We start from the raw sequence: 18,552 nt of genomic DNA, 5'->3' as shown, positions 1-18,552 counted from the left end.
CAAGTCACGAGCATTCCGCTGACCGCGGTACCGTATGAGTCGCTTGTAGCAGCGCAGGGCAGTGGCCAGGCCGAGAAAGCCCAGGTAGTTGCGGGGATTGCGTTCGTAGCGTGGGCTGGGTCGGCGGTAGCCGGACAGCCACGACATCGTGCTCTCGATCACCCACCTTCGACGGCCCAACCGTTCGCTGGACGCGATCCCTTTGCGGGCGATCCGGACTCCAATATGCCTGCCGCGTAACCATTTCCGCAGTTCAGGGCGGTCGTACGCCTTATCCGCGTGGAGGCGCTGGAGCTTGAAGTACCGGCCACGGTGGGGGTCGTGTCTCGTTTGGTGACCCCCGACCATGGGCTTCAGTCCTTCGCTGTCGTGGGTGTTGCCGGCTGAGACGCCGCCGACCAGGGGCAGTCCATTCGTGTCCGACAGGATGTACATCTTGGAGCCCGGCTTGCCCCGTCCCCAAGGGGCTCGGACCTGTGTGTTCACCCCCCCCTTTTCGCCCTGCCGTGGGCGGTGTCGAGGACGACGCGGGTGACGTCGATGAGGCCAGCCTCGTCGAGCCGGTGCAGGGCCGCTTCGTGCAGGCGGCCCCAGACGCCGCCTCTGGACCAGATGAGGAATCGGCGATGGGCAGTGGACTTCGAGACGCTGAAGCAGGGCGGCAGCGCCCGCCAGGCGCAACCGCCGACCAACACGTAGATGACGGCCGTGAACACGGTCTCATCAGGGGTGTTGGCTGTTCCGCCACTCTGCGGCCGTGTTCGTTGCTCCGGGATCAGCGGCTTCGCGATGTCCCACAGCCCATCCGGCACGATCCAGCTCCACGTTCCCCGCCCCATAACGGGTCAACGTCCGCCTCACCACGCAGGACACGGTCTTAGAGAGCATCTGATCAACGTTCAGGCCGTTGTGGCGGCCGTTTGATGGTCTTTCTGGCCAACGCCCATGAGCGCCATGCGGCAGCCGGGGACCACTACGCGGCCGCTCTTCGCCTTTACCGGTCCACGATCAACCTCAGCGGGCAGGCCAGTGTGCCCAACGAGACCGGTTGGACCTACATCCTCCTCGGCGCCTACGACAAGGCCCTGCACCAGTGCGGCCAAGCGGTATCGCTGCACCACATGATCGGTGACACCAACGGCGAAGCGGCGGCCCTCGACAGCCTCGGCCACGCCTATCACCACATGGGCCGGCACAGCGAGGCGTTCGTCTGCTACCGGCGTACCCTGAAGCTCTATCAGCACATGAACGACCGCTGTCTGGAAGCGGCCACGCTTCTGCACATGGGAGACAGCCAGGCCGGGGGGAGCCCGTGCCACCGCCGTGGCCCTATGGGGACAGGCCGTGCAGATTCTCGACGAGCTCGGCCACCCTGACGCCGAGGAGGCGGGGACACGGCTGAAGGAGGACTCACCGACTCCTGACGGCCCGCTTCCAGAAGCGGCCGCTCACGCTCCCCCTCGCCCGGCCGGGCGAGGCGCGCATCATGCCGGTACGCGCGTCCCCGGCGGGTGCGGTCACCGCCCGGCTGTCGCTGGAGACGGTGAGACATGAGGTTTTGACGCCCGGGACCACCTCCGCCCGCACGGCACGGCAGACCGGGCTGTACCAGAGCGCGAGCGTCCGGTGGTCGGCACTGAGCGCGTGCACCCGCGCACTGCCCCGGTCGCGGCCGAGCCGGTACGGGGTCCGGCCCCGGCAGCCGTCGCCGAGACAGGGCACGCCCGCTGGTGTACCGGTCGCGGTGAGCAGCGGCAGGGCCACTCGGGCACACCGGGCGGCGCTCCCTGGGCGGCCGGCACAGGGGACGCCGTGCGACCGCCGCCGTCCCAGGGGCTCAGCAGGGCCGGCGACGAGACCAGTGGCAGTGCCGTCCCAGTAGACCGCCGAGCACGGTCGTCCGGGGCCTCGGGCGGGGGCCGCATCGGACGCCGCAGGTGCGGCTGCCTCCCCGCCCCGGGCCAGGGGCCTTGTCCCTCCCGGCGCCGATTGCCGGGCGACGGCGGTCGCGGCCACCTTCCGCAGCGCCCGCAGTCGGCCGTCCTCCTGCGAAGCGTGACATCCGAGGACGTCAACGGCCTCCGACGGCGGCATCGTCCGGCCGGACACATAGCGGTGCCACGAGGTCGTGCTGTAGCCCGTCTTTCGGGCGAGCTGGGCGGAGGTCCAGCCGTGGCGGCCCTTCCGGCGGATGCATGAGGGTCATGACGTCCATTCGTGAGCCGGCCATCGGTGGCTGTGGGGCAAGGCGAAGACGATGGTTGATGGTTCCGGTGATGTCTGCGGTGATGTCTGCGGTGATGTCTGCGGTGATGTCTGCGGTGATGACGGTCGCGAACATCGCACGAACCGAAGTGATCGACAGGCGTGCCTCGTGGCGCCGGGGGTCGACTCCTGATCACGGGATCTGATAATCATTGCCCACAAGGTAACTTGTAGTGACGCGGAGTTCCGTAACCTGTAACGTGCATCGAACACTTTCGGCCTGCTGGCTGATAGGCAACCAGGGATTGTGATGCAGGAACCTTCGATGCTGCCCGCACATGCCCCGCAGGAGACGACGGCAGTCGGCCCTCCGGCGTGGCATGTCCCGGACAGTGACCCGGCCGGGAACGGCAAGGCAGTTGAGCGCCACATGGTGCTTCTCGCGGTGCTGCCCGCCGGGCTGGTTGCAGCCGCCTCGGTCGCGGCCGCCGCTCTCCTGTTCGCCGCGGGCGTGGGCCGCGTCGTCGACAAGGACGCCTTCCGGGCGCTGCTCACGGGCACGCTGCTGGTCGTCTGCGGAATCATCGCGGGCGCAGGGCTCTTCGCCTCCGAAAAGGCGCGGGGCCTGGGACGCCGCCATGCCGAGATGAGCAGCTTCGCGGCCCGCGGCCAGGCCGAGCTGGCGCAGTTGCGGCTGCAGCTCGAGCGCGGCCAGGAGCTGGTGGAGCACCGGCGACTGCAAGGCAGTCCGGTGCCGGACCCGGTGGGGGACGCGCTGGAACGGTTCGGTGACGAGGTCGCCTCCGTCCAGCGCGTTGCCGAGGCGCCTGAGCCGGAGTCGGCGGCACAGCCGCGCGGCGACGAGCACTTCGAGGTCTTCGCCAACATGGCCCGCAGACTCGAGTCCCTCGTGCACCGCGAGATCGGGCTGCTGGACGACCTGGAGAACGAGGTCGAGAACCCGGACCTGCTCAAGGGCCTGTTCCGGGTGGACCACCTGGCCACCCGTATCCGGCGGTACGCCGAGAACCTGGCCGTGCTCGGCGGGGCCGTCTCCCACCGCCTGTGGACCCAACCGGTCAGCATGAGTGACGTGATGCGTTCCGCGGCCGCCGAGATCGAGCAGTACGCGCGGGTCAAGATGGTTCCCCCCGTGGAGGGGACGGTGAGCGGGCACGCGGTGGTCGACGTGGTCCACCTGCTGGCGGAGCTGGTCGAGAACGCCACCGTGTTCTCACCTCCCCACACCCAGGTGCTGCTGCGTGCCGAGCACGTCACCGCCGGCCTGGCCATCGAGGTCGAGGACCGGGGCCTGGGCATGACCTCCGCAGAGCGGAACCAGATGAACTCCCTGCTCGCCTCGCCCGACGGGGTCACACTGGGCGAGCTGCTCAAGGACGGCCGGATCGGCCTGTACGTGGTCTCCGCGCTTGCCCGGCGGCACGGAATCGCCGTACGGCTCCAGAACAACGTCTACGGCGGTACACAGGCGGTCGTTGTCCTGCCGCACGAACTGCTGGGCCGGCAGCAGGAGGCGACGGAACCGCAGCAGCAACCGTCGGGCGTCACATCCCCGGCTCAGGCACCGGCGCCGGAAAAGGCCACCGCCCGAACCTCGGTCCCCGAACCGGTGGCCGAACCACGGCCGGCCCCCGTCGTGCCCCCCATGCCGAAAGTCGACCGCCCCTCGCTGCCCAAGCGCCGCCGTCAGGAAAACCTGGCCCCCGAACTGCGGGAGGCCTCCCGCACGGACACGAGCGTGGAGGAGAAGGAAGCCGAGCACGATCCGGGCCTGATGGCCGCCTTCCAGACCGGCGTCCGCAGGGCCGAGAAGTCCGAGGCAGCCGAAGAACCCATGGCAACCGATGAAGCCCCCTGACCGTTTCACATCATTGAGGAGAAGTACGCGACCGTGGTGAGCAACGACCTTTCCTGGCTGTTGACCGGCCTCATACAGCGTGTACCGCATACGCGCAGCGCACTGCTGTTGTCCTCGGACGGCCTGGTGATGGCCGCGGACGGACTGGACACCGACGCAGCGGATCACTTGGCGGCGCTGTCCAGCGGGCTCTACTCCCTGGCCCGCAGTGCCGGCAAGCGATTCGACGACGGCGGTGACGTGCAGCAGATCCTGACCGAACTCAGCAACTCGCTGCTCTTCGTCTCGGCGGCCGGGCAGGGCGCCCTGCTGGCAGTGCTCGCCGGGCGTGAAGCGGATGCGGCGGTGCTGGGCTACGAGATGACCACGATGGTCAAGAGCGTCCGCAGTCATCTGGGAGCCGCTCCACGTCAGTCGGTGGGGCAGTGAGAGATGCGGGACGCCCCGGGTGATCCGGAAAGGCCGCTGCTCGACGACGCCGTCGGACGGATGGTCCGGCCGTACACCGTCAGCGAAGGACGCACCAGACCCACGTGCCAGTTCGACCTGATGACCATGGTGGTGGCCACCGGTACCACGCTGCGGAGCAACCTCGGAATGGACCACACCCATGTGCTGGAGCTGTGCCGGACACCGGTCACGGTGGCTGAGATCGCGGGGCTCACCCGCATGCCCGCAGCAGTGATCAAGGTCCTGCTGTCCGACCTGGTCGAGCGTGGCGCGGTCGCCACACGGCCCTTCAACCTGGCAATGCAGAGGTCCTCCTCTGTCCCCGATCTGGATCTATTGGAGGCCTTGCGGGATGGGCTCCTCAAACGACTTTGAGGCACTCGGCGCCGACACCCTTCCGATGGGGATCAAGATCCTGGTCGCCGGCGGTTTCGGGGTGGGCAAGACCACCTTCGTGGGGGCGGTCAGCGAGATCGAGCCGCTGAACACGGAGGAGCTGCTGACCGAGGTCAGTGCTGCCACGGACCGGCTGGACGGAGTGGAGAGCAAGGCCACCACCACGGTGGCCATGGACTTCGGCCGGATCACCATCAGCCCGCAGCACGTGCTCTATCTGTTCGGCACGCCCGGACAGGAGCGCTTCTGGTTCATGTGGGACGAACTGTCCGCCGGTGCACTGGGTGCGGTCGTACTCGCCGACACCCGCCGGCTGGAGCACTGTTTCCCGGCGGTCGACTTCTTCGAAGCGCGTGGCATCGGCTTCATCGTCGCGGTCAACGAGTTCGACGGCGCGCACCACTACCAGCCGGACGAGGTGCGGGCGGCCCTGGACCTCAATCCCGAGGTGCCGGTGGTCCTGTGTGACGCTCGCCTGTCCAGCTCGGGCATCCGGGCTCTACTTTCACTCGTGCAGCATCTGATCACTTCAAGGAGTTCCCATGACAGCGATGGTGCCCAAAACCCCCTTCGGAGGGGAGACAGGGATCGCCGTGCGTCATCTGCTTCTCCCGCCGCAGGACCCTGAGGCACAGGCCCGGGCACGCCGGTTGCGGGAACTGGGGATCGGGGACAAGCCTGTTCCGGAGTTCGACGACTTCGCGCGTGAACTGGCGGAGCGCACCGGTGGATGCTACGCGGGTGTCAACTTCTTCATCGACGAGAACCGCCAGTATTTCGCCGGCCTGTACAGCGCGGCCTCGGACGTGACGGTGGAACTGGAGTCCCCCCTGCTCGACGACCCCGTGCCGGGCCGGGTGATGCCTCGTGACCTCGACATGGGTTTCTGCCCGCACGTGGTCAGGCGGCGCAAGGCTCTGGTGCTGGACGATGTCCGCGACTTCCCACGCTTCGCCGGAAATCACGTCGTCGATGCCATCGGGGTCCACTCCTACCTGGGAGCCCCGCTGATCGATCACACGGGCATGGTGCTGGGCACGATCTGTGCGGTGGACCAGGACCCGCATCCCTGGGGCCACCACGGACTTGAGACCATCAAAACGATGGCGGCCGAACTCGTGGCGCGCATCGAACGGATGGAGCGGGGCCGGTGAACGAGTGACCGTCCTGGGATCCGGTCGGCATCGCGTGAGTGACCGCCCGGCATGAGTGACCGCCCGGCGATCGGGGTGGACCCCGCCTTCGATCTCCGGGCGGAAGCCCTTGAGCTGGATGCCGTGCGCAACGCGTCGGCTGCGTACTGCTCCAAGGTCCCGGTCCCATTGCGCCGGTCCGCCGGTGCCTGACAGGAAGCAGCATCGCGTCGATCAGCGGTGCAACCTCATCAACCACCCGCTTGCATGGCCGACCACTGGTCGCCCGCCGCGGCGGTGCCACCGGGGCCTGGGCCGACAGGTACTTCCGGACCGTCCGACGGTCATCGTTCAACCCCAGTAGTGAGGTTCGTCAAGCCGTGTGGGGTTGGTGGCTGTTCGGTGTTGGCGGCGGAAGCGGCCGGGGGCGGTGCCGAAGGTGCGTTTAAAGGCGTTGGCGAAGGCGAATTCGGAAGTGTAGCCGACTTGCTGGGCCACGGTGGCGAGAGTGGTGTCGCTGGTGCGGAGTATTTTCGCGGCAGTGCTCAGCCGCCACCAGGTCAGGTAGGCGATCGGGGTCTGTCCGGTCAGTGTGGTAAAGCGTTTGGCGAACGCCGCGCGGGACATGCCGGTTTTGGTGGCCAGTTCCTGGACGGTCCAGGGTCGCGCGGGCTCGCGGTGCAGGAGATTGAGGGCGGTGGCGACCGCGGGGTCGGTGAGCGCGGCCGGCCAACCGGAGCCGGGGCTCTGTGGGGACTGCTCGTCCAGCCAGGCGCGCAGCAGGTAGACCAGCAACAAGTCCAGCAGGGCCGGCAGGGTGATGTCGGCTGCCTGCCGGGGATGGGCCACTTCGGTGGCCAGCAGGTCGACCGCGGCCCGCAGAGCGGGATGACGGCCGGGCCGGGCGGGAAGGTGGACGATCTCGGGGAGCGCGCGCAGGAACGGATGGGCTTGTCCGCGGTCGAGCCGGTAGGCGCCGCACAGCAGGAGCGTGTCACCGGGGGCCGACTGGTCGCTCAGGTCAGCCAAGAGGCCGTCCGCGCCCGGTGGTTGGGGCTCTGGTGGCAGGGCTGCCGCCGTCCGGTCCGGGCTGTCGCTCATGCCGTGCATGGTTCCGTGCGGCAGGAACACCACGTCGCCGGAGGTGAGCAGGGTCGCGGGACCGTTCGGGGAAAGTAGCCAGCAGCTGCCGCTGAGCACGACATGGAAGCCTGCGCCCGGATACGGGCCGAACCGGTTGCCCCAGGTCCCGCTGCGCTGCGAGCGGGTGAACTTCGCCCGGCCGACCCGCATGGTGGCGATGACATCGCTGAACACGTCCATGGAAGCGGAATGTACCGTGATCCGGAGCATCGGGACGATGGCGTATGTTCTGACCCTTTCCGCGTATGGGAAAGCCCTGACCGGTCTTCATACGGTGGGTGTCGACAGATCAACACCACGAGCTTGGGAGACCGTCAAGCTTGACTGCTTACTGCATACCGGTGGCCCGGTACGACGGGGATTCGGCGTCCACCGTTTCCCCCTCCCGACGATCAACACGAAGGTCATCTCTCAGACGCCTACACCGTCACTCAATTGACAGTGCCGCGTCACAATCACGCCAAGTCGTACAGCGGGACTTCCTGCCCGACCATCGAAGACGGACCAGGAGACCGTGCTATCAGAAGACGCCGACAATCAGAACTGCCGTAGCCGGACTGTGTGCCGCCGCGCCCCTATAACCACCGTCCCGATACAGCAAGCGAGGGTAGCCGAATGAGATCTCCATGTGGTGATGCAGGTGTGCGTCGATGGCTGAGAGCCCGATGGATGCGTCGGCATGACGGGGCGCTGTGGCCTTTCAGTGCGCTGCTGACGATGGTCTTGGCTTGACGACTGTGGCGGCGTCGCTGGTGGTCGTCGTGCTCACGCCGAATACTGCGCGCGCAGACTGGCTGGACCGTATGACGGTCATCACCTGGAACATGCAGGGCGAGAGTGCGGGCGGGGTAACCGGCGCCAATTGGCGAACGGTTCGTCGCTACCTGAGGCAGGCATCGGTTTTGCTGCTCCAGGAGTCGGGCCCTGGTCCGGTGTCCAGCATGCTCAACGAGCGCAACCAGCGTATTCCATCGACCCGTCACTGGACGGTCGATGGGCATGAATACCAGAACAACCCAAGCCCGGCAAGATCGGCAAGATCGGCAAGAACCAGGACTGCGTACCAGTCGTAGATGATTCGCCGCGAACAGCGTCTCATCAGGCGTGTCCTGTGTTCCGCCGCCCTCTGGCCGCACCCTCGACGGTGGGATCAGCGGCTCGGCGATCTCCCACAGCCCGTCCTGAACACTGTGGTCGCGGACCAGGCGCTGCGACTCCTTGCGGCCATTGGTGGTCACTGGAGCACGTCATGAGCCCCTGGGTCCTCGCCCCCGAGCGGCGCCCGGCGCCGCAGCCTCGGCATCCGTTGGACGTCCTGGCTGATGACCTGCATAAGGAGTTCGCTCCGCGAGGCCGGGAGGTGTGGTCGTTCATCGACGACATCGAGGTGACCTGCCATGCGGCCACCAGGCCACCGTCCCTGCGGACACCAACGAAGGCGTCAGGCGGTGGACCCTGACGCCGGCGAAGGGTCCGGCCTCGTCGGTCGTCCTTACGGACCTGGACGGTCTGCGCGGCGCCGACTACGTGAGCGGTGTTTTGGGATTCCTCTGCTGTCAGCACTCCATGGAAGCGCCTGCCGCTTCCCCCGCTTCGATCGGGTAGGCGGCCGCCGGGCAGGTCCCGCCGCTGGGTGCAGCAGCCGACCCTCCCCAGCCCTGCAGCCGCCGAGCCGCTGCACCTGTTACGACTCCACGGCGTTGAGCAATTGCGCCGGCCCGCCGAGCCCAAACGGTCAGCGCGAGGACGCCTCTCGCTGTCCTCGGCGGGGCCGTTCCTCGCCCAGCCTGTGGCTCGATTCGCCGCCAGTCGTTACGCCGGCAAGCCCCGGCCTACGGTCCCGAGCGTTCAACTGCTCGATCGCAAGGACCTCATGTGACCTTCTCGCTCAATCCCGGCAGCACCATCAGCCGGGTCGCCCTTCACCGACTCGTAGGCGGACGCATCCATGGACGTATCAGCCCGAGTAAGACGACGCCGAGCATCTGCCTGTTCACCACTCCCCGAGCGCCCGACGGCTGGACCGGGCAGCACTACCACTTCCAAGGGGAAGGACAGGGTGACCTGGAGCAGGCGATCAGGAACGGCAACCGAGCTCTCGCCGACCATGCTGAAAACGGGGGCCGCGCCTTGCGGCTGTTCTCCACGGTGCCGGGGCCCGCGGTCCGTTACCTCGGCGCCTACCGACTCGACAGCGGCCTCCCTTACGGGCGGACATCGCTGCCGGTGATCAGCGTTCCGGACCAGCCCCACCGCACTGGGTACGTCTTCCGGCTCGCGCCTGAAGACGGGACCCCGCCGCCCAGCGGCGTCTTCACCGTGGAGCCGGTGAGCGAGCACACGATCGTTCGGGAGTGTGATCTTGGCTTTCCCTTCCCCTGTCGGTGCGTGGACACGGCCCCGGTCTGAAGGCAACCCTCCCTACGGAGACGCGGACGCAAGGGCGGGGGCGCTCCCTGAGTGATGGGCATCGACCAAGGAAGGCCCCCGCCGGTTCACTTGCCCGGCGACCCGAATTCCTTGCGGGTGTCCACCGGTTCGCCGAACAGCTGCCAGCGCTCACCCTTGAACCGCATCAACTGCATCGTCTCGATCGGGAAGGCGTCGTCGGGCCCGGTGGAGAGCGTGACACCGGGCAGCAGCATGTCCACCTTGACGTCCTTCAGGTCGCGCACAGCGTCCCGCAGCCCTTCCCTGGTCGGGCATTTCATGGCGTCGAGGGCCTTGTGCAGGCTGGAGGCGGCGGCCCAGCCGTAGGCGCTGAGTTGGTTGGTCGGGTCGGCATCGGGCGCGTACTTCTCCATCGCGTCGTTGTATGCCTTCATCTCCGCGTCGTCGGCCCACTGGGGGTCGGCGGGGTCCTTGAAGTAGGTGGCCGAGACCACGCCCTGGACGTTCTTGAAACCGACGGGCTTGAGCACGGTGGCTGACGAGGACACGTTGTTGACGATGTGCAGTGGGTTCCACTTGGTGTTCTTGGCGTCGGCGGCGAGGGCCTGGCTGCCGAACTTGGGTGTGGTGATGTCGAGCAGGACGTCCGCCTTGGCGCGGGCGAGGCTCGTCATCTGCGCCGACACGGACGGGTCGGTGACCTCGTAGCTCTCCTCGGCGACCACCTCGATGCCGCTGCCGGCGACGGCTTCCTTGAATCCGCCGAGCAGGTCCTTGCCGAAGTCGTCGTTCTGGAAGAGGACGGCAACCTTGGCATTGGGCTTCTCGTCCTTGAGGTACTTGGCGTAGACCCGTGCCTCGGACACGTAGTCGGGCTGCCAACCGATGGTCCAGGGGTGCTTGTCGTCCGTACCCCACACGGAGGCGCCCGTGGCGACGAACGGCTGCGGAACCTTCTGCTTGTTGAGGTAGTCCCACACGGCCGCGGTGGACGGGGTGCCCAGGCTCTGGAACACGGCGAACACCTTCTCCTGCTCAACCAGTCTGCGGGCCTCCTCGACCGCCTTCGGCGGCTGGTAGCCGTCGTCGCGGACGACGAACTCCACCTTGCGGCCGTCTATGCCGCCCTGATCGTTGACATGCTTGAAGTAGGTGTCCACGCCCTTGCTGATCGTGCCGTACGCGGAAGCCGGTCCCGACAGCGGATAGATTCCGCCCAGCTTGATGGCCGTGTCGGTGATCCCGGTGGTCTGCTGACCCTTGCACGCGCCCTCGGCGGCGGTGCCTTGTTCGCCCTCCCCGCGCTGGCTGTTGCAGGCGGTGGCGAGGAGCAGAGCGGCGGACGCGGCCGCGGCCGCCCGCAGAGCGGTCGTCTTGCGCATATGACTCATTCCTTTTCCGTGCGGGGCGGTGCGCCCACGGGTTCGGCGTCGGCAGGTGCGGGATCCGCGGGAGTGGGGGGCGCGGAGGATTCGGATACGGACGTGGAGTCGGTGTCGGGCGTCCGGTCGGGGGCAGGGGTGGTGCGGGTCAGGCGGCGGGCAACGATGCCCCGGACCCTGCCCACCAGGCCGGCCAGTCCCGTCGGGGCCACGAACATCACCACGATGATCAGGAGGCCGAACACCACGCCGGGCGCCGCGTCGCTGATGTCCTGGGCCACGCTGGGCACGTACATCACGAACGCCGCCCCCAGCAGCGGTCCGTACAGCGAGGCCAGGCCTCCGACCACCAGGCCGGCCAGCAGCGTGATGGACAGGACGAAGCTGAACGAGTCGGGTGAGACGTAGCCGATGACCCAGGTGTACACACAGCCGGAGACGCCGGCGAACAGGGCGCTCCACGCGAAGGCGAGGGTCTTGTGCAGGGACAGCCGTACGCCCATGACCTCCGCGGCGCTCTCGTTGTCCCGTACGGCGAGCAGTGCCCGGCCGGCCCGGGAGCGCAGCAGGTTGCGGGCGAGCAGCAGGGCCACCGCGGCGACGGTGAGGGCGACGAAGTACATCCACTGGTCCTCGGCCAGGCCGCTCCATGCCGGGGGTTGCAGCTTGTCGACGGTCAGTCCCATGGAGCCGCCCGTCACCGGTTCGAGCCGCTTGAGCAACGGGGGCAGGAACACCGCGAACGAGAGGGTGACCAGCGCCAGGTACAGTCCGCGCAGCCGCAGCGCGGGTACGCCGAATCCGAGGCCGAGCAGGAAGCATCCGGCGGCCGCGACGGGCAGCGTGGCCAGGTGGCCGGTGTCGTACCGGTCGAGCATGACGGCCGCCGTGTAGGCCCCCGCGGCGAAGAACGCGCCGTGGCCGAGCGATATCTGCCCACCGAATCCGACGAGCAGGTTCAGTCCGGCCAGCGCCACGGCGTACAGCAGCACCATGGTCAGCTGGAAGACCTGGAAGGGGGCGAAGTAGAACGGTGCGCCGACGGCGACGGCCACCGCGAGCAGTGCGGTGAGTGCGGCCCGCAGGCGGCGGGCGCGGTCGGTTGCGAGGGTGGCGACGATCGTGGTCATGCGCGTTCCACCGCCGCCCGTCCGAACAGGCCCTGGGGCCGCACCAGCAGCACCGCCAGGATGGTCACCAGGGGTACGCCGAGCTTCAGGTCGGCGCCGATGACGTCCACGTAGGCCCCGGCCAGCGTTTCGGCGACGCCCACGAGCAGGCCGCCGACGACCGCGCCGACCGGGCTGTCGAAGCCTCCGAGGGTGGCTGCGGCGAACGCGTAGATCAGTACTCCGCCCATCATGTTGGGCTCCAGGAACAGCAGCGGGGCGACGAGCACGCCCGAGACCGCGCCGACCGTGGCGGCCAGCCCCCAGCCGAGCATCAGCACCCGGCCGACCCGGATGCCCGACAGCCGGGCGGAGCTGGGGTTGCAGGCGACGGCCCGCATGACCAGGCCGACGGAGGTGTGCTGGAACAGCAGGTACAGCAGGCCCATCACGACAGCGACCACCGTGATGATCCCGAGGGTCGACCAGTCCACGCGCACCCCGGCAAGGTCGATCCCGCCGTCGGGGAAGGGCTGCGGGAAGTCCTTCACGGTGAACGACCAGATCAGGCCGGCCATGGCGTTGACGAAGATGAACAGGCCGACCGTGACGATGACCGTCGTCAGCTCGGGCGCGTTCTGCACGGGGCGGATGACGAGCCGCTCGATGAGCATGCCGCCGGCGAACGACACCGCGAGGGTGACCGGCAGCGCCAGCCAGAACGACATGCCGGAGGCGACTAGTTGCCACGCCACGTAGGTGGAGATCATGGCGAGCTCGCCCTGCGCGAAGTTGACGATTCCCGTGAACCGGTGGATCAGCACCAGGGCCAGCGCCAGGCTGGCGTACACCGCGCCGGAGCCGACCCCTTCCACCACTTGCTGGAGCAGTTCGGTCATGGTGCTCACCCGCCCGTTCCGGTACGGACGGAGACACCGAGGTACACCTCGGCGACCTGCCCGTCCTCGCGGATCCGGTCGGCCGGTCCGGACAGCACCAGACGGCCGGCCTCCAGTACGTGGGCCCGGTGCGCGATATCCAGCGCGAGCTGGGCGTTCTGCTCGACGACGACCACAGTGGTGCGTTCCTCCTCGTTCACGGCACGGACGATCTCGAACAGCTCGCGCGTGACCAGCGGCGCGAGCCCCAGCGACGGCTCGTCCAGGAGCAGCAGCATGGGCCGCAGCATCAGGGCTCGGCCGATGGCGAGCATCTGCTGCTCGCCGCCGCTGAGGCTGCCGGCGGCCTGGCGGGACCGCTGGCGCAGCTTGGGGAAGTAGTTGTAGATCCGGTCCAGGTCGGCCGCCACAGCGGCCCGCTCGGCACGGCCCCGGCGCAGGTGGGCACCGATGCGCAGGTTCTCCTCGACGGTCAGCTCGTTGAAGGTGCCCCGGCCCTCGGGCACGTGCGCCACGCCGAGGCGGGCGGCCTGCTCGGGTGAGCGGCCCAGCAGCTGCGTGCCGTCCAAGGTCACCGAACCGCGGCCGCGCACCATGCCGCACAGGGCCCGCAGGGTCGTGGTCTTGCCCGCGCCGTTGGGTCCGAGGATCGCGCACACCTCGCCGCGTGCGACGGAGAAGTCCAGGCCTTGGAGCACGCGGGCCTGGCCGTATCCGGCGTGCAGGTCGCAGGCCTTGAGGAAGTCCGGCTCGGCGCTCGCCTGCCCGGTCCCGGTGCTGTCGGTGGTGGGCTCGCTCACGCGGCCACCCCCAGGTACGCCTCGATGACGGCCGGATCGCGCTGGATCTCCCCCGGCGGGCCCTCGGCGATCTTGCGCCCGAAGTCGAGGCACACCACCTTGTCGCACAGGCCCATCACGAACCCCATGTGGTGTTCGACCACCACGAGCGTCAGGTCGAAGTCCTCGCGCACCGCCCGGACCAGATCTGCGAATTGGCCGACCTCGCCGTGGCTGAGCCCGTTGACGGGTTCGTCGAGCAGCAGCAGCCGGGGCCGTACCGCGAGCGCGCGGGCGAGTTCGACTCGTTTGAGCGTGCCGAACGGCAGCCCGGAGGCGGGGTGGTCGGCGACGTCCGCCAGGCCGAGGCGTCGCAGCAAGTCCTCTGCCTGGTCACGTAGTTCCCTCTCCTCCCGCCGGACGCGGGGCAGCCGGAGCACCGCGGTGAGGTGTCCGGTGCGCCCCCGGCTGTGGGCGCCGATCATGATGTTGTCCCGGACCGTGAGCCGTGGGAACAGGCCCAGGTTCTGGAAGGTGCGGGCGATGCCGCGCCCGGCCACGGAGTGCGGTGGGAGGGCGAGCAGGTCCTCGTCCTCGAACCGCACCGTCCCCGCATCAGGGGTGCAGCGCCGGGTGAGGCAGTTGAACAAGGTCGTCTTGCCGGCTCCGTTCGGGCCGATGAGCCCCACGGCGGTGCCCGGTTCGACGGCGAACGTGACACCGTCCAGTGCCGTGATCCCGCCGAAGCGCACGCTGATACCGTCGACCGCGAGCATGAGTGACGCCCCTTCCGAGGTGCTGGGGGGTGGGCGAGCGTCACAGTAGGTGGGGGCCTTCCGCGCGCACATTGGGTACGAGCACCCAACTTCGCGGCCACCGGTTTGTGCGCCGCGCCCAGCTCCCCCGGCGCGTCCTCCCCGAAGCCTGTTGACGGGACACGAGGAGGACGGCGAGGATCGGCCCCATGCCTCGCGGACCCGCCTCGGGTGCCCCCGCACTCTCCGACCCGCTCAGCCGGGAGCGGCACCGGATCCTGCATGCCGTGCAGGAGCGGCTGGAGGAGGTGGCGCAGACCACCGTCGCGGTGATGCGCACGGAGATCCCGTCGTACGCGCTGCAGGACGAGCGGTTCTTCGACGACGTGCGGGACCAGGTGCTCACGCACTACCGGATGCAGCTGGCGGCGCTGGCCGGCGACCGGGACATAGCCCCCGAGGACCTGGTCTTCAGCCGCGCGGCGGCCCTGCGCAGAGCACGCGCCGGGTTCGCCCTGGAGGACTGGATCAGCGCCTTCCGGGTCGGCCGGCAGGTGCTGTGGGACGCGCTGTTGGACTGCGCGGGCACCTCCGCCGAGGCACAGCAGGCCGCGCTGTCCCTCGTCACACCGCTGATGCGGTACGTCGACTACGCCAGCACCCATGCCGCGCAGGCCTATGTCGAGTACCAGCAGCACGTGGTCGCGGATGCGGACCGGGAGCGCCGCGACCTGCTGGACCACCTCCTGGCCGGGGCGGCGCCGACGCGCGGTCCGCTGCTCGCCGCGGCGCAGGCGTACGGCATCGGGCCGCACTCTCCGATGATGGCGGTCGTGGCCGTGTGCGTCGGCGACACCCGCACGGGCGACTTCACCTCGGCCGAGCACGGCTACGCCGCCAGCGCATCCATCAGCGTCGCCGGGCCGTGGGCCGGCCGGACCCTGGTCGTCGTACGCCACGGCGAGGTGGTGGCCGTGCCCGTGGTCCGCACCGGCATGGACGCGGAGGACATCTGCGCCCATTTCGAGACCGTGCAGCGGCGGCTCGCGCGGGAGGGAACCATGCTCTCCATGGGCATCAGCACGGTCGCCCGGGGCGCCGGCGAACTGCGGCGCGCCTACGACGAGGCACGGGCCGCCCTCGACCTGGTGCCCGGGGGCGGGGTGGCGGCGCTGCCACGCCTGTCGCCCTTCGACTACCTGGCACTGCGCGCCGACGATCTGGCGCGCCAGCTGGTCGATCCCCGCGTGCATGCGCTGCTGGAGGAGGACCGCAGACGGGGCGACACGCTGGCCGCGACCATACGGGCCTTCGCGGAGGCCGATCTCAACCTGCGGCTGGCCGCCGACCGGCTGCGGATACACCACAACACGGCGCACTACCGATTGCGCCGGATCGAGGAACGCACCGGGCGCAATCCGCGCCGGATCGCCGACCTCCTGGATCTGCTGGTCGCCCTCGCCATCCGCGACGGGGCCGGGGAAGGTGGGGATGACCGGTGAGCGCGGAAGTGCACACCGAGCGGGACGGCTCCGTTCGACAGGCCCTGCTGTCCGCAGCGCTGGAGGTGTTCACCGAACGCGGTTACACCGACGCCGGTATCACCGAGATCGCGGCACGCTCCGGCATCCCGGTGGGCAGCCTCTTCCAGCACTACGGCGGAAAGCGGGGGCTGTACCTCGCACTGTGGGAGGAGTTCCGGGAACAGCAGGAGCGCCGGACCGCGGCCACGCTGGCAGTCGAGCGTGGCCGCGGCGTGAACGATCCGATCGCCCTCTTCATCGCGGGGGCGAGGGCGTATCTGGAGGGTGCCTGGGACAACCGGCGCCTCGGCGTGCTGCTCGTGGAGGACGACGGTCCCCCCGGCTTCGACGCACTGCGCCGCCAGTGGGACCGCGCGTGGGTACGACGCAACGCCCGGCTCCTGGACGTGGACGAGAAGCGACGTGCCGGCCGGGTTCGGGTGAGAGTGCTCACCACCGTGATCGGCGGGGCGGCGCGAGAACTGGCCGACTGCACGGACGAGAGCGAGGCCGTGGAAATCGTGGACGAGGTCTGCGGCATCCTGATCCATCTGTCGGCGCCGCCCGGCTGAACCGCGCGGCACACGGCTCGGTGAGGGGCCTTACGAGGCCCCCGCAGCGATGTGACATGAGCGGTCGGCACCCCGGCCGCGATCAGGTTGCCTCCTCGGGGTGCAGGCGCCCCAGTAGCTCGTAGAGACTGCGGCGGCCCTCCTCGTCCAGACGCTCAAAGGCTGCCGAGGTGGCCCGCATGTCGGCGCGGATGAGGCGGATGGCCTCCCTTCCCTCTTCGGTGGCGACCACGTTCTTGATCCGGCGGTCGGCCGGGTCGGCGTGTCTGGAGACCAGTCCACGCGCCTCCAGCCGGTCGACGAGTCCGGTGATGTTGGAGGCGTCGCAGGCGAGCCGCCCTGCGAGAGCACGCATGGGCAGCGGTTGTTGCCGCAGCAGGATGAGCATCAACCTTTGAGGTTTACCATCTCGTCGGAATCGATGTCGGCCGGCGTCGCGCCCGCGCGGAGGAGTTCCATCGCCGCATCCCGGTACCTGGTCAGCATCCGGTTGCCGATGAAGCCGTCGCACACGCCGGCCACCACGCCGGTCTTGCCGATCCGCTGGCCCACCGCCATGGCTGTGACCAGCACGTCGTCCGCGGTCTTGGCCCCGCGTACGATCTCCAGCAGTTTCATGACATTCGCGGGGCTGAAGAAGTGCATGCCGAGGACGTCCCCGGGGCGCCCGGTCACCGCGGCGATCGCATCGATGTCGAGGGTCGAGGTGTTCGACGCCAGAATCGCGCCGGGTTTCGCCACCTCATCGAGCCGGGTGAACACCGAACGCTTGACGTCCGTGTCCTCGAAGGCCGCCTCGATGACCAGGTCGCTGTCCGACACGTCCGCATAGTCCAGCGTCGGTGTCAGGAGCGCCATGCGCTGCTCCAGGCCGTCGGGCGTCAGTTTTCCCTTGTCCACCTGGCGTTGGTAATTGCCGCGCATGACGCCCAGGCCCCGGTCGAGCGCCTCCTGGCTGCTCTCCAGGACAGTGACCGGAACCCCCGCGTCCGGAAAGGTCATCGCGATGCCCCCGCCCATCGTTCCGGCACCGATGACCGCCACCGTGTCCACCCTCCGGGCCGACGTCCCAGCCGGCACGTCGGGGATCTTGCGGGCGGCCCGCTCGGCGAAGAAGGTATGGCGCAGGGCGGCCGACTGCTCGCCGTTCAACTCCAGGAATCCGCTCCTCGGACAGCCCCTCCTCGAACGGTATGGTCGCCGCTTTCTCGACCAGAGCGAGAGCCGCCACCGGCGCCAGGAATCCTCGGCTGCGCCGGCTCAGGTGGTCCCGGGTCGCGCTCTCCGCGGCCGCGTCGCCAGGACCCACACTCAGGTCCCGGACCCGCGGAAGCGGCCGTACCGCGGCCATCTCGGCCGCGAATTCCAGCGCCGCCGCCATCACGTCGCCGCCCACGACCCGGTCGAAGAGCCGTTGTCCCGGGAGGTCTGCGAGCACGCGCGCCCTGCGCGGTGCGCCGCCGCTGATCATGTCCGCCGCCACGGCGGCCCCCACCAGGCGTGGCAGCCGCTGGGTGCCGCCGGCGCCGGGGACCAGTCCCAGGTTCACCTCGGGGAGCCCGATCCTGCTCTTCGACGTCGCGACCCGGTAATGGGCGCCCAGCGCGAGCTCCAGTCCGCCGCCGAAACATGTGCCGTCGATCGCGGCCACGACGGGCTTGTCCGCGGCCTCCAGAGCCGCGATGACGTCGCCGAGCGTCGGTCCGCGACGGTCTTGGGCGTCCCGAACTCCGTGATGTCGGCCCCGGCGGAGAAGAATCCCTCGCGGCCGGTGAGCACGACGGCATCGACGTCGCCGGAGTCGAGGGCACGGTGCAGACCCTGCACGATGCCCTGCCGTGTCGCGTGCCCGAGCCCGTTGACCGGCGGGTTGTCGAGGCGGAGGATCGCCGTGTGTCCGATGACGCTGTACTGGGTGGACATGGTCGGCACCACT

At 69.0% G+C, this 18,552-nt stretch carries 19 protein-coding genes and 3 pseudogenes; 10 read left to right on the top strand and 12 right to left on the bottom strand.

Features of this window, described 5'->3' with window-relative positions; all coding sequences use genetic code 11:
• Positions 1–30: 30 nt before the first annotated feature.
• Positions 31–839 (bottom strand): annotated as a pseudogene (locus ACSU6L_RS39470) (IS5 family transposase); the annotation flags it as partial.
• 84 nt (positions 840–923) lie between these two features.
• On the opposite strand from ACSU6L_RS39470, the gene ACSU6L_RS39465 reads away from it, so the two are divergent.
• Positions 924–1,376 carry a tetratricopeptide repeat protein gene (locus tag ACSU6L_RS39465; protein WP_437064460.1) on the top strand — a complete coding sequence of 151 codons (453 nt, stop codon included), beginning with the start codon at positions 924–926 and terminating at the stop codon, positions 1,374–1,376.
• Positions 1,377–1,410: 34 nt separating this feature from the next.
• Here the strand turns inward: ACSU6L_RS39465 and ACSU6L_RS39460 are convergent, their stop codons facing one another.
• Both ACSU6L_RS39460 and ACSU6L_RS39455 read right to left on the bottom strand, forming a co-directional pair.
• Entirely contained in the window at positions 1,411–1,722 is a 312-nt protein-coding gene (locus ACSU6L_RS39460) for a hypothetical protein (protein WP_437064459.1), read from the bottom strand.
• A gap of 402 nt (positions 1,723–2,124) precedes the next feature.
• Positions 2,125–2,193 (bottom strand): annotated as a pseudogene (locus tag ACSU6L_RS39455) (hypothetical protein); the annotation flags it as partial.
• Positions 2,194–2,635: 442 nt separating this feature from the next.
• Here ACSU6L_RS39455 and ACSU6L_RS39450 point away from each other — a divergent pair.
• The 5 genes from ACSU6L_RS39450 to ACSU6L_RS39430 are packed head-to-tail and all read left to right on the top strand — an operon-like array spanning position 2,636 to position 6,084.
• Positions 2,636–4,084 carry an ATP-binding protein gene (locus ACSU6L_RS39450; RefSeq protein WP_437064458.1) on the top strand — a complete coding sequence of 483 codons (1,449 nt, stop codon included), beginning with the start codon at positions 2,636–2,638 and terminating at the stop codon, positions 4,082–4,084.
• 33 nt (positions 4,085–4,117) lie between these two features.
• Positions 4,118–4,513, top strand: a complete 396-nt coding sequence (locus ACSU6L_RS39445) for a roadblock/LC7 domain-containing protein (RefSeq protein WP_437064457.1) — start codon at positions 4,118–4,120, stop codon at positions 4,511–4,513.
• 3 nt (positions 4,514–4,516) lie between these two features.
• Positions 4,517–4,909: a DUF742 domain-containing protein gene (locus ACSU6L_RS39440; RefSeq protein WP_437064456.1), complete on the top strand. Its 393-nt coding sequence runs from the start codon at positions 4,517–4,519 to the stop codon at positions 4,907–4,909.
• Positions 4,887–5,558 (top strand): GTP-binding protein, encoded by a 672-nt coding sequence (locus ACSU6L_RS39435; RefSeq protein WP_437064455.1) that lies wholly within the window; start codon positions 4,887–4,889, stop codon positions 5,556–5,558. The genes ACSU6L_RS39440 and ACSU6L_RS39435 overlap by 23 nt, the downstream gene beginning before the upstream one ends.
• Complete coding sequence (locus tag ACSU6L_RS39430) at positions 5,473–6,084, top strand: GAF domain-containing protein (protein ID WP_437064454.1); 612 nt, start codon at positions 5,473–5,475, stop codon at positions 6,082–6,084. Before ACSU6L_RS39435 ends, ACSU6L_RS39430 begins: the two co-directional genes overlap by 86 nt.
• Positions 6,085–6,414: 330 nt before the next feature.
• Here ACSU6L_RS39430 and ACSU6L_RS39425 read toward each other — a convergent pair whose 3' ends face one another.
• Positions 6,415–7,386: an AraC family transcriptional regulator gene (locus ACSU6L_RS39425; protein WP_437064453.1), complete on the bottom strand. Its 972-nt coding sequence runs from the start codon at positions 7,384–7,386 to the stop codon at positions 6,415–6,417.
• A gap of 548 nt (positions 7,387–7,934) precedes the next feature.
• Between ACSU6L_RS39425 and ACSU6L_RS39420 the strand changes: the two genes are divergently transcribed.
• On the top strand, positions 7,935–8,279 hold the full coding sequence (locus tag ACSU6L_RS39420; RefSeq protein WP_437065260.1) for a hypothetical protein: 345 nt from the start codon (positions 7,935–7,937) through the stop codon (positions 8,277–8,279).
• A gap of 802 nt (positions 8,280–9,081) precedes the next feature.
• The gene (locus ACSU6L_RS39415) at positions 9,082–9,615 is read left to right on the top strand and encodes a hypothetical protein (protein WP_437064452.1); all 534 of its coding nucleotides are present in this window, start codon (positions 9,082–9,084) and stop codon (positions 9,613–9,615) included.
• Positions 9,616–9,701: 86 nt separating this feature from the next.
• On the opposite strand, the gene ACSU6L_RS39410 is transcribed toward ACSU6L_RS39415, so the two are convergent.
• The 5 genes from ACSU6L_RS39410 to ACSU6L_RS39390 are packed head-to-tail and all read right to left on the bottom strand — an operon-like array spanning position 9,702 to position 14,542.
• On the bottom strand, positions 9,702–10,979 hold the full coding sequence (locus ACSU6L_RS39410; protein ID WP_437064451.1) for an ABC transporter substrate-binding protein: 1,278 nt from the start codon (positions 10,977–10,979) through the stop codon (positions 9,702–9,704).
• A 5-nt stretch (positions 10,980–10,984) separates the two neighbouring features.
• On the bottom strand, positions 10,985–12,109 hold the full coding sequence (locus ACSU6L_RS39405) for a branched-chain amino acid ABC transporter permease (RefSeq protein ID WP_437064450.1): 1,125 nt from the start codon (positions 12,107–12,109) through the stop codon (positions 10,985–10,987).
• Complete coding sequence (locus ACSU6L_RS39400; protein ID WP_437065219.1) at positions 12,106–12,987, bottom strand: branched-chain amino acid ABC transporter permease; 882 nt, start codon at positions 12,985–12,987, stop codon at positions 12,106–12,108. Before ACSU6L_RS39400 ends, ACSU6L_RS39405 begins: the two co-directional genes overlap by 4 nt.
• Before the next feature lie 5 nt (positions 12,988–12,992).
• Complete coding sequence (locus ACSU6L_RS39395; RefSeq protein ID WP_437064449.1) at positions 12,993–13,787, bottom strand: ABC transporter ATP-binding protein; 795 nt, start codon at positions 13,785–13,787, stop codon at positions 12,993–12,995.
• Positions 13,784–14,542, bottom strand: a complete 759-nt coding sequence (locus ACSU6L_RS39390; protein ID WP_437064448.1) for an ABC transporter ATP-binding protein — start codon at positions 14,540–14,542, stop codon at positions 13,784–13,786. Before ACSU6L_RS39390 ends, ACSU6L_RS39395 begins: the two co-directional genes overlap by 4 nt.
• A gap of 188 nt (positions 14,543–14,730) precedes the next feature.
• On the opposite strand from ACSU6L_RS39390, the gene ACSU6L_RS39385 reads away from it, so the two are divergent.
• Entirely contained in the window at positions 14,731–16,023 is a 1,293-nt protein-coding gene (locus ACSU6L_RS39385; RefSeq protein ID WP_437064447.1) for a PucR family transcriptional regulator, read from the top strand.
• Entirely contained in the window at positions 16,020–16,616 is a 597-nt protein-coding gene (locus tag ACSU6L_RS39380; protein WP_437064446.1) for a TetR/AcrR family transcriptional regulator, read from the top strand. The genes ACSU6L_RS39385 and ACSU6L_RS39380 overlap by 4 nt, the downstream gene beginning before the upstream one ends.
• A gap of 82 nt (positions 16,617–16,698) precedes the next feature.
• Here ACSU6L_RS39380 and ACSU6L_RS39375 read toward each other — a convergent pair whose 3' ends face one another.
• The 3 genes and pseudogenes from ACSU6L_RS39375 to ACSU6L_RS39365 form a co-directional block, all read right to left on the bottom strand.
• Positions 16,699–17,004, bottom strand: coding sequence for a MarR family winged helix-turn-helix transcriptional regulator (locus tag ACSU6L_RS39375; protein WP_437065217.1), 306 nt, complete (start codon positions 17,002–17,004; stop codon positions 16,699–16,701).
• On the bottom strand, positions 17,004–17,768 hold the full coding sequence (locus ACSU6L_RS39370; protein WP_437064445.1) for a 3-hydroxyacyl-CoA dehydrogenase family protein: 765 nt from the start codon (positions 17,766–17,768) through the stop codon (positions 17,004–17,006). Before ACSU6L_RS39370 ends, ACSU6L_RS39375 begins: the two co-directional genes overlap by 1 nt.
• 346 nt (positions 17,769–18,114) lie before the next feature.
• Positions 18,115–18,539, bottom strand: a pseudogene (locus ACSU6L_RS39365) (enoyl-CoA hydratase/isomerase family protein); the annotation flags it as partial.
• Positions 18,540–18,552: the final 13 nt, after the last annotated feature.

The sequence above is a fragment of the Streptomyces sp. enrichment culture genome (genome assembly GCF_964272855.1).
GTDB lineage: Bacteria > Actinomycetota > Actinomycetes > Streptomycetales > Streptomycetaceae > Streptomyces.
This window is presented reverse-complemented; position numbering and strand designations above follow the sequence as displayed.

Bases quoted from the DNA above. Each gene is read 5' to 3' on its own strand.
- ACSU6L_RS39440 (WP_437064456.1), top strand. From the start codon at position 4,517: ATGCGGGACGCCCCGGGTGATCCGGAAAGGCCGCTGCTCGACGACGCC.
- ACSU6L_RS39435 (WP_437064455.1), top strand. From the start codon at position 4,887: ATGGGCTCCTCAAACGACTTTGAGGCACTCGGCGCCGACACCCTTCCG.
- ACSU6L_RS39450 (WP_437064458.1), top strand. From the start codon at position 2,636: ATGGTGCTTCTCGCGGTGCTGCCCGCCGGGCTGGTTGCAGCCGCCTCG.
- ACSU6L_RS39430 (WP_437064454.1), top strand. From the start codon at position 5,473: ATGACAGCGATGGTGCCCAAAACCCCCTTCGGAGGGGAGACAGGGATC.
- ACSU6L_RS39410 (WP_437064451.1), bottom strand. From the start codon at position 10,979: ATGCGCAAGACGACCGCTCTGCGGGCGGCCGCGGCCGCGTCCGCCGCT.
- ACSU6L_RS39405 (WP_437064450.1), bottom strand. From the start codon at position 12,109: ATGACCACGATCGTCGCCACCCTCGCAACCGACCGCGCCCGCCGCCTG.
- ACSU6L_RS39390 (WP_437064448.1), bottom strand. From the start codon at position 14,542: ATGCTCGCGGTCGACGGTATCAGCGTGCGCTTCGGCGGGATCACGGCA.
- ACSU6L_RS39400 (WP_437065219.1), bottom strand. From the start codon at position 12,987: ATGACCGAACTGCTCCAGCAAGTGGTGGAAGGGGTCGGCTCCGGCGCG.
- ACSU6L_RS39425 (WP_437064453.1), bottom strand. From the start codon at position 7,386: ATGGACGTGTTCAGCGATGTCATCGCCACCATGCGGGTCGGCCGGGCG.
- ACSU6L_RS39375 (WP_437065217.1), bottom strand. From the start codon at position 17,004: ATGCTCATCCTGCTGCGGCAACAACCGCTGCCCATGCGTGCTCTCGCA.
- ACSU6L_RS39385 (WP_437064447.1), top strand. From the start codon at position 14,731: ATGCCTCGCGGACCCGCCTCGGGTGCCCCCGCACTCTCCGACCCGCTC.
- ACSU6L_RS39465 (WP_437064460.1), top strand. From the start codon at position 924: ATGGTCTTTCTGGCCAACGCCCATGAGCGCCATGCGGCAGCCGGGGAC.